The 8,748-nt window shown below is 70.4% G+C and carries 7 protein-coding genes; 5 read left to right on the top strand and 2 right to left on the bottom strand.

Annotation, left to right across the window (positions count from 1 at the left end; translation table 11 throughout):
- The first annotated feature begins 138 nt into the window (after window positions 1-138).
- On the top strand, window positions 139-1,074 hold the full coding sequence (locus AC1D2K_RS23060) for an aldo/keto reductase (RefSeq protein WP_478091264.1): 936 nt from the start codon (window positions 139-141) through the stop codon (window positions 1,072-1,074).
- 15 nt (window positions 1,075-1,089) lie between these two features.
- Here the strand turns inward: AC1D2K_RS23060 and AC1D2K_RS23055 are convergent, their stop codons facing one another.
- On the bottom strand, window positions 1,090-1,968 hold the full coding sequence (locus AC1D2K_RS23055; protein ID WP_478091262.1) for an alpha/beta fold hydrolase: 879 nt from the start codon (window positions 1,966-1,968) through the stop codon (window positions 1,090-1,092).
- Between the two features lie 30 nt (window positions 1,969-1,998).
- Window positions 1,999-2,820: a DODA-type extradiol aromatic ring-opening family dioxygenase gene (locus AC1D2K_RS23050; protein ID WP_478091261.1), complete on the bottom strand. Its 822-nt coding sequence runs from the start codon at window positions 2,818-2,820 to the stop codon at window positions 1,999-2,001.
- Between the two features lie 91 nt (window positions 2,821-2,911).
- On the opposite strand from AC1D2K_RS23050, the gene AC1D2K_RS23045 reads away from it, so the two are divergent.
- The 4 genes from AC1D2K_RS23045 to AC1D2K_RS23030 all read left to right on the top strand — a co-directional run.
- Entirely contained in the window at window positions 2,912-3,799 is an 888-nt protein-coding gene (locus tag AC1D2K_RS23045; RefSeq protein ID WP_478091260.1) for a LysR family transcriptional regulator, read from the top strand.
- 86 nt (window positions 3,800-3,885) lie between these two features.
- A complete protein-coding gene (locus tag AC1D2K_RS23040; protein ID WP_478091259.1) occupies window positions 3,886-5,763 on the top strand; it encodes an ABC transporter ATP-binding protein in 1,878 nt (625 codons plus the stop codon).
- A gap of 321 nt (window positions 5,764-6,084) precedes the next feature.
- Window positions 6,085-7,467, top strand: coding sequence for a DUF2868 domain-containing protein (locus tag AC1D2K_RS23035; RefSeq protein ID WP_478091258.1), 1,383 nt, complete (start codon window positions 6,085-6,087; stop codon window positions 7,465-7,467).
- A partial coding sequence (locus AC1D2K_RS23030; RefSeq protein ID WP_478091257.1) for a GTPase/DUF3482 domain-containing protein occupies window positions 7,464-8,748 on the top strand: 1,285 nt, incomplete at its 3' end. The genes AC1D2K_RS23035 and AC1D2K_RS23030, both read left to right, overlap by 4 nt.

The following is an 8,748-nucleotide window of genomic DNA, read 5'->3' as shown; positions in this document are numbered from 1 at the left end:
TTTTCATACAGTATTCTTGGCGATCCGTCAGCATTGTCTATTTCCATGCCGACTTGGGCGCAGGGGCATTGGCACGAGTCTCCAGTCAATCGATCACCATGTCTGCCCACGAATGTCAGCCTGGCCCGAACCCTCCCCATGCCCACCGCACCCGCCCTCACCCGCAGCCAGTTGCTGCGCCTGGGCGTCGCCCTATCGCTCTACGCCACGTTGCCGATGCGCGCGGCAGCGCAACCCCGGGAGGCCAAGCGCATGAACACCCGACCCATCCCCGCCACCCGCGAAGCCCTGTCCGTGGTCGGCTGCGGCACCTGGGTCGGCTTCGACGTCGCGGCCGGCAGCGCCGAATACCAGCGCCTTGCGGGTGTGCTCGATGCGCTGTTCGCCGCCGGCGGCACGGTGCTCGACAGCTCGCCGATGTACGGCCGCTCCGAAGCCGTGACCGGCGACTTGCTGGCGGCGTCGAACCAGCGCGCCAGGGCCTTCCTTGCCACCAAGGTCTGGACGACCGGCCGCGATGCCGGCATCGCGCAGATGGAGCAGTCCTTCGAGCGCCTGCGCACCGATCGCATCGACCTGATGCAGGTGCACAACCTGGTCGACTGGCGCACCCACCTCAAGACCCTGCGCGGCTGGAAGGACCAGGGTCGCGTGCGCTACATCGGCATCACGCACTACACCGCGTCGGCCCATGCCGAGGTCGAGACGGTGCTGCGCGCCGAGAAGCTCGACTTCCTGCAGATCAACTATTCGATCGACCAGCGCGAGGCGGCCCAGCGCCTGCTGCCGCTGGCGGCCGAGCGCGGCGTGGCCGTGATCGGCAACCTGCCCTTTGGCGGCGGCGGGCTGCTGCGCCAACTGCGCGACAAGCCCCTGCCCGGCTGGGCCGCCGAGATCGGCTGCACGAGCTGGCCACAGGTGCTGCTCAAGTTCGTGCTGAGCCACCCCGCCGTGACCTGCACGATTCCCGGCACCAGCCGGCCGGAGCATATGGCGGACAACGCGGCGGCCGGTGCGGGTTCATTTCCGGACGCGGCCTTCTGGCGGCGCCATGAAGCTTCGCTGCGGATCTAGGCCTGTGAACAGGTCCTAAGCCAGAAACCGCAGCAGCGCCGCGTTGACCTCGTCCGCCCGCTCGAACTGGGCCCAGTGCCCGGCTCCCTCGATCACCACGCCTTCGCGCCCCGGATGACCCGCGGCGAGCTGCGCCACCACCGACCGCGCCTGCGCTGTGACGTCGTGCTCGCCCCACAACAGCAACTGGCGCCCGCCGATCGCATCCAGCGCGGCCTGYAGCCCACCGGCCAGCGAGACCTCCTTGCTGCGAAAACGCGTGCCGTGGCAGGAGATATCGTGGATCGCGAAGGYCAGCGCATCGATCGCGGCCCGGTCGTGCAGCATCAGCGCGGCAAGGTTGTGCAGCAGAGCGGCGCGCTCCTGGTCGCGGTCCTCGGCGGCGCGCCAGTTGACCATCTCCACCGTCATGCGCCGCAGCGTGCCGTGACCGCCGCTGCCGATCAGCGCCAGGCGCCGGATGCGGCCKCGGCGCTGGCCGAACCTRGCGGCGATCAGGCCGCCGAACGAGAAGCCGCCAAGGTCGATCTCGGCCTGCGCACCGACCAGGCTGGCCAGCGTTCCGGACAGCGCGTCGAGCAATGGATCGACCGCCGCCTGGCCGGCCGGCGGCTCGGGCGGCGCGTCGGATTCATTGAAACCCGGCAGGTCGGGCAGCCACAGCGTGCGCGAGGCCGACAGCGCCTCGACGTTGCGCAGCCAGTGCATCCAGCTGCCATGGCCGCCATGCAGCAGCACCAGCGGCGGCTGCGTGGCATCGTCGCCGAAGCGTCGCCAGCGCACGCGCACGCCGTCATGCACGGCATCGTGATGGGTGGACAGCGCGTCGATGCGCGCGATCAGGCCGAGAGCGTCGGCTTCGGCCTGGGGATCGAAGGTCGAGAAATAAGGCACCCGCGGATTGTGCCGCGCAGTGGCCCGAGCTCAGGCCTGCGCCTTTCCGAAGCGGAAGCTCGACACCGAGATGCCCCCCATGAACGCATCCTCGTGATAGATGCGCTCGCCGGCCTCGCCTTCGGCGGCACCGACCGCGACCATCAGCGGGATCAGGTGCTCCTCGCGCGGATGCGCGATGCGCGCCGCGGGCGCAGCGGACCAGTGAAGCAGCTGCTCGATGCGATCGCCGGGCGCCGCGCCGACCACCGCCTCGTCGAGCCAGTCGTCGAAGGCCTTCGACACATCGCGCGCCTGCGGACCGAAGTTGCGCAGGTTGTGATAGCTCAGGCCGCTGCCGATGATCAGCACGTTCTCGTCGCGCAAGGGGGCAATGGCTCGCCCGAGCGCGATGTGCTCGGCCGGATCGAGCCCGCGCCGCAGCGACAGCTGCACCACCGGCAGCTCGGCCTTCGGATAGATCGCGGCCATCGGCGAGAAAGTGCCATGGTCGAAGCCGCGCTCGGCATCGAGCCCCGCGGGCAGGCCCGCCGCCTCGATCAGCGACTGCACGCGGCGTGCGAGCTCGGGCGAGCCGGGCGCGTCGTAGTGCACCTGGTAGGTGTGGGCCGGGAAGCCGCCGTAGTCGTAGATCATGGGCGGGCGCGGGTTGCCCATCACGGTGAACGCGGGCTCTTCCCAATGCGCCGACACCATCAGGATGGCGGCCGGCGTACGGCCGATCTGGCGCGGCATGTCGGCCAGTGCGGCTTCGAGCTGGTCGTAGGCGTGGCCCATCTCCTTCTTCATCCAGGGCCAGGGCCCGCCGCCGTGCGAGATGAAATAGGTGGGCAATGTGGACATGGTGCTCATGGAATGCTCCTTGAGCGCCAGTCTAAGGATTTCCCATCAAGAAATCGATAGGCTAGGATTCATCGATTCATTTCCCAGGAGGAAATCATCGATGGACCGCCTGACCAGTCTTCGCGTCTTCAGGGAGGTGGTGGAGTCGGGCAGCTTCGTCGCCGCCGCCGAGCGGCTCGCGATCTCGGCGCCGATGGCCAGCAAGCATGTGGCGCAGCTGGAAAAGTCATTGGGCGCACGCCTGCTGCATCGCTCGAGCCGGCACCTGAGCCTGACCGAGGCCGGCCGGGCCTGGTACGAGCAAAGCGGCCGCGCGCTGGATCTGCTCGATGCCGCGGAAAACGCCATCGGCCAGAAGAACGACGCGCCGCGCGGCCAGTTGAAGGTCAGCGCGCCGGTGTGGTGCGCCACGCCGCGCTTCGCCGATGTGCTGGCCGGCTACCGTGAACGCTGCCCCGAGGTGCTGGTCGACATGCACCTGGAGAACCGCAAGGTCGATCTCGCGGCCGACGGCTACGACCTCGCGCTGCGCGCCACGCAGGAGCCCTCCCCGGCGCTGATCGCACGGCCGTTGTGCCGGCTGCAGTTCCATCTGGTCGCTTCGCCGGAGTGCATCGCGCGGGCCGGCACGCCCGCGGTGCCCGCCGACCTCGCGAAGCTCGACGCCATCGTGCCGAGCTACGTGAACATCGAGGGCCTGGCACTCAAGGACAGCCGTGGCCGCCAGGCGCCGCTGCGCTTGCAGCCGGTGATGAGGTCCGACGACACCACGCTGACCCTGCATGCCGTGCGGGCCGGCATCGGCATGTCCTTCCTGCCCGAATGGCTGGTCGACGAGGACCTGGCCCAGGGCCGGCTGGTGCGGCTGGTGCCGGACTACGTGGCCCCGGCGGTGACGCTGTTCGCGGTCTATACCAGCCGGCAGTACATGGCGCCCAAGCTGCGCAGCTTCATCGACTTCGTCGGCGAGCGGCTGGGCGCCTCCTAGCCCGCGCGAAGGGCGCGCCGCAAACCCTTGCCTGTGCGCAACGCCCTGCCCGCCGGTACAGTGACGCCTCACTGGAGACTCCCCGCTTGTTCCGTTACTTCGAAAAACTTCTTCCCGCCTATCCCGTCGCTGAACCCGCGCTGCCGCCGCGCGGCCTCTTCGCCTTTCTCTGGGCCTGCACCCAGGGCTTGCGCGGCAAGATCGCCGCCATGGCCGCGCTCACGGCCGCGATGTCGGCCTTCGAGGCGCTGCTGTTCGCGATGCTCGGGCGCATCGTCGACTGGCTCGGCGGCCAGGTGCCGGCCCGGCTCTGGGAGGAGCGCGGCACCACGCTGATGTGGCTGGGCATCGCGCTCGTCGCGAGCATCGGCGTGGTGGCGCTGCAGACCATCGTCAAGCACCAGACGCTGGCGGTGAACCTGCCGATGCGGCTGCGCTGGAACTTCCACCGCCTGATGCTCGGCCAGAGCATGGCCTTCTACCAGGACGAGTTCGCGGGCCGCATCACGGCCAAGGTCATGCAGACCGCGCTGGCGGTGCGCGAGACCATCTTCGTGCTGGCCGACGTGCTGGTCGCGATGGTCGTCTACGTCGCCACCATGATCGTGCTGGCGGCGGTGCTCGACCGCCAGCTGATGCTGCCCTTCCTGGTCTGGCTGGTGCTCTACATCGGCTCGCTGGTCTTCTTCGTGCCGCGCCTGGGCAAAGTGGGCAAGGCGCAGGCCGACGCACGCGCATCGATGACCGGGCGAGTCACCGACGCCTACACCAATATCGCCACCGTCAAGCTGTTCTCGCACACCCAGCGCGAGGCCGGCTTCGCGCGCTCGGCCATGAAGGAATTCATGGGCACCGGCTATGCCCAGATGCGGCTGGTGAGCGCCTTCGAGATCGTCAACCACACGCTGAGCATGGGCCTGACCGCCGGCATGGCGGGGATGGCGCTGTGGCTCTGGTCGCAGGGCGCCGTCGGTGTCGGCGCGGTGGCCGCCGCCACCGCGATGGCGCTGCGGCTGCAGGGCATGTCGCACTGGATCATGTGGGAGATGACCAGCCTGTTCGAGAACATCGGCACGGTGCAGGACGGCATGAACACGCTGTCGCGGCCGCGCACCGTGCTCGACGCGCCGGATGCGAAGACGCTCGTGGTGCCGCGCGGCGAGGTGCGCTTCGACCATGCGAGCTTTCGCTACGGCGACGCCGGCCGCCGCGTGATCGACGGCCTGAGCCTCACCGTCAGGCCCGGCGAGAAGATCGGCCTGGTCGGCCGCTCGGGTGCCGGCAAGTCGACGCTGGTCAACCTGCTGCTGCGCTTCCACGACCTGGAGAGCGGCCGCATCCTGATCGACGGCCAGGACATTGCCCACGTGACGCAGGACAGCCTGCGCGCGCACATCGGCATGGTGACGCAGGACACCTCGCTGATGCATCGCTCGGTGGCCGACAACATCGCCTACGGCCGGCCCGATGCCGGCGAGGCCGCGATCCGCGCCGCCGCCGAGCGCGCCGAGGCGCACGACTTCATCCAGACGCTGGGCGACGCCAATGGCCGGCGCGGCTACCAGGCGCACGTGGGCGAGCGCGGCGTGAAGCTCTCCGGCGGCCAGCGCCAGCGCATCGCGATCGCGCGCGTGATGCTGAAGGACGCGCCGATCCTGCTGCTSGACGAAGCCACCAGCGCGCTCGACTCCGAAGTCGAGGCCGCGATCCAGGCCAGCCTCTACCGGCTGATGGAGGGCAAGACGGTGATCGCGATCGCGCACCGGCTGTCGACCATCGCGGCGATGGACCGGCTGATCGTGCTCGACAACGGCCGGGTGGTCGAGGAAGGCGATCACAGGACGCTGCTGGCCAAGGGCGGGCTCTACGCACGGCTCTGGGCGCACCAGAGCGGGGGCTTCCTGGGCGACGGCGACGATGACGAGGAAAGCGATGCGATGGCGGCGGAGCCGTCGACGGTCTGACTCGGGAGTCCTACAGCCGGCCGTGACGGCCGCCGACATCGCCATCGCGGCGAACCGGCACAGTGGAGGGGTCTTCAACCCAGAGGAGTTTCCACCGTGAATTCCATCATCTACATCGTCGGTCTGGTCGTCGTCGTGGTTGCCGTGCTCTCGTTCTTCGGTCTGCGCTGAAAACGCCGCTTCCTCTCTTCCGCTCTCCTGTGGCGGTTCACGGGGTCGCTTGCGACCCCGTTCTTCATGGGGCGAGGGTTGGACATCGCCGGGCATAATTTCGCGCTCCCCCCGGTGCGCCGGACCTGTTCCCCGATATGAAGGAAGTCGTTGAATCCTGTTGCGCCCCACCCTACGCTGCAGGATGCGGCGATCACCGAGGCGGTGAAGCTGATCGAGGAGTCCGGCCCGCTCGACGACGCGCAAGCCGTGCGCGAGGCGATGAGCCTGCGACCCGACACCGCGGGCCGCATCGCCGAGCGCGCGCGCATCCTGGGCCGGCGCGTCGGGCTGCAGGGCGAGCTGTCGCGCGCACGCGCCTGGGCGCCCTGGGTGCTGCTGGGCCTGGTGGCGCTGGTCGTCGTCGCCGGCCTCAGCCTCGCGGGCAACGTGCTGGGCGGCGGCGAGCGGCGGATCAACGTCGTGGTGGCGCTGGCCAGCCTGCTGGGCCTGCACCTGCTCACCTTGCTGCTGTGGCTCGTCGGGCTCGTCGTGCCGCTCGGCGCCTTCCGGGCCTCCTTCGGCTGGTTCTGGCTCACGCTCACGACCCGGGTGGCCGGAGGCCAGCACGGCCAGGCTCCGGTGCTGCTGCGCGCCGTGACACGGCTGCTGGCCCGCGCCCGGCTGCTGCCCTGGGCCCTGGGCTTCGTGAGCCATGCGGTCTGGACGCTCTCGTTCGCCGTGGTGCTCGCGGCGCTGCTGTTCGCGCTCGCATTCCGCAACTACACGCTGAACTGGGAGACCACCATCCTCGATCCGGGCTTCTTCGTGCACAGCGTGCAGTGGCTGGGGCGGGCGCCGGCATGGCTGGGCTTCCCGGTGCCTGATGCGCAAGCCGTGCTGTCGCCGCTCGCCGCCGCGTCGGGCCAGCGCGCCTGGGCGCTCTGGCTCACGGGCTGCATCGTGGTCTATGGACTGCTGCCGCGGCTGGCCTTCGCGCTGCTCAGCGCGGCCGTCTGGCTGGCGCGCCGGAAGGCGTTGCGCCCCGATCTGTCGGAGCCCTACTTCCATCGGCTGCTGGCGCGCTTCGAGGCCCTCGAGCCGCGGCAGATCGTCGATGCCGACCCCGGCAGCATCCCTCACGGCGCGCCGGCGCACCTGTCGGCCGGCGACACCCTCGACACCCTGGTCGCGATCGGGTTCGAACTGACCCCGGAACAGCATTGGCCGCCCGCCGGACTCGACATCCCCGGCATGTGCGCGCTGCGGATCGACGGCAGTGCGGCCCAGCGGCGCGAACTGCTCGACACACTGGCCGGCCTGCGGCCACGCCGGGTCCTCATCGGCTGCCGCGCGGCGTCCAGCCCGGACCGCGGCACCGAGCGCTTCGTGCGCGAGGTGATGGCCCTGTGCGGCGAATGCCGGCTGTGGTTGCTCGGCGCCGCGGCGGACGATGCGGCCCGCCTGCGCTGGCAGGCCTGGCTGGCCGATGTCGGCCTGGACGGCCTGTGCGCCGACGCCGCACCGGAGGCCGTGCTGCACGGCTGGGCATGACGACACCGATCCGAATCGCCGTGGTCGGGCATGCCAACGCCGGCAAGACCTCGCTGCTGCGCACGCTGACGCGCCGGGTGAATTTCGGCGAGGTCTCGGAGCACCCCGGCACCACGCGGCATGTCGAAGCCGTCGACCTGCAAGTCGACGGCGCGGCGGCCGTTCGCTTCTTCGACACGCCGGGCCTGGAGGACGCCGTCGCGCTGCGCGAGCACATCGATGCGCTCGACAAGGCCGCGACGCCGCCCGAGCGCATCCGCCTGTTCCTGCAGGGCCCCGAAGCGCATGGCGTGTTCGAGCAGGAGGCGAAGGTGCTGCGCGCCCTGCTCGAGGTCGACGCCGCCTTCCTGGTGATCGATGCGCGCGAGCCGGTGCTGCCCAAGTTCCGCGCCGAGATCGAACTGCTGAACGCCTGTGCGCGGCCGGTGCTGCCGGTGCTGAACTTCGTGCGCCATACAGACAGCCGCGAGGCGGCGTGGAAGGAACTGCTGTCGGCCTACGGGCTGCATGTGGTGGTGCGCTTCGATGCGGCGGCGCCCTTCGTCGGCGCCGAGCACGAGCTTTACCGCGACCTCGCGACCCTGCTGCGCGACCGGCGGGCTGCACTCGATCGCGTGGCGGCCTTCCTCGACGCCGAGTTCGCGCAGCGCCGCGACGCCGCGGGCCGGCGCATCGCCGAGTTGCTGGTCGACGCCGCATCGATGCGGCGCACCGTGTCGGCCGGCGAGTTCGCCGACCCGCCGACCCGTCAGCGGCTCATCGCCGCACTGCAGAAGACCGTCTTCGACAAGGCGCAGCGCTGCGCCGACGACCTGCTGGCGCTCTATGGCTTTCGCGAAGGCGACGCCGACGAGTCGCCGCTGCCGCTGGTCGAAGGACGGTGGGCGATGGACTTCTTCCATCCCGAGGCGATGAAGGATGCCGGGATCCTGCTCGGCAAGGGCGTGGCGGTGGGCGCCGCGGCCGGGGTGGTGGCGGACCTCGCGCTGGCCGGCCTCTCGCTCGGCGCCGGCGCGGCGCTGGGCGGCGCCATCGGCGGCGCGGTCTCCCAGGGCCTGGGGCCGTTGGGCCGCAAGCTGGCCAACAAGCTGCGCGACCTCCACGAGCTGACGGTCGAGGACCGCGTGCTGTTCGTGCTCGCGGCCTGGCAGCTGCAACTGCTGCGCGCGCTCGAGCAGCGCGGCCATGCCGCGGTCGACCGCATCGCCGCCGGCGCCAGGGAGCCGGCGGCGGCAGGCCAGCGCGCGCTCGCGGACCTGGTGCGCGCCGCGCAGCCGGCAC

The sequence above is a fragment of the Variovorax sp. P1_H12_2 genome (genome assembly GCF_056405335.1).
This window is presented reverse-complemented; position numbering and strand designations above follow the sequence as displayed.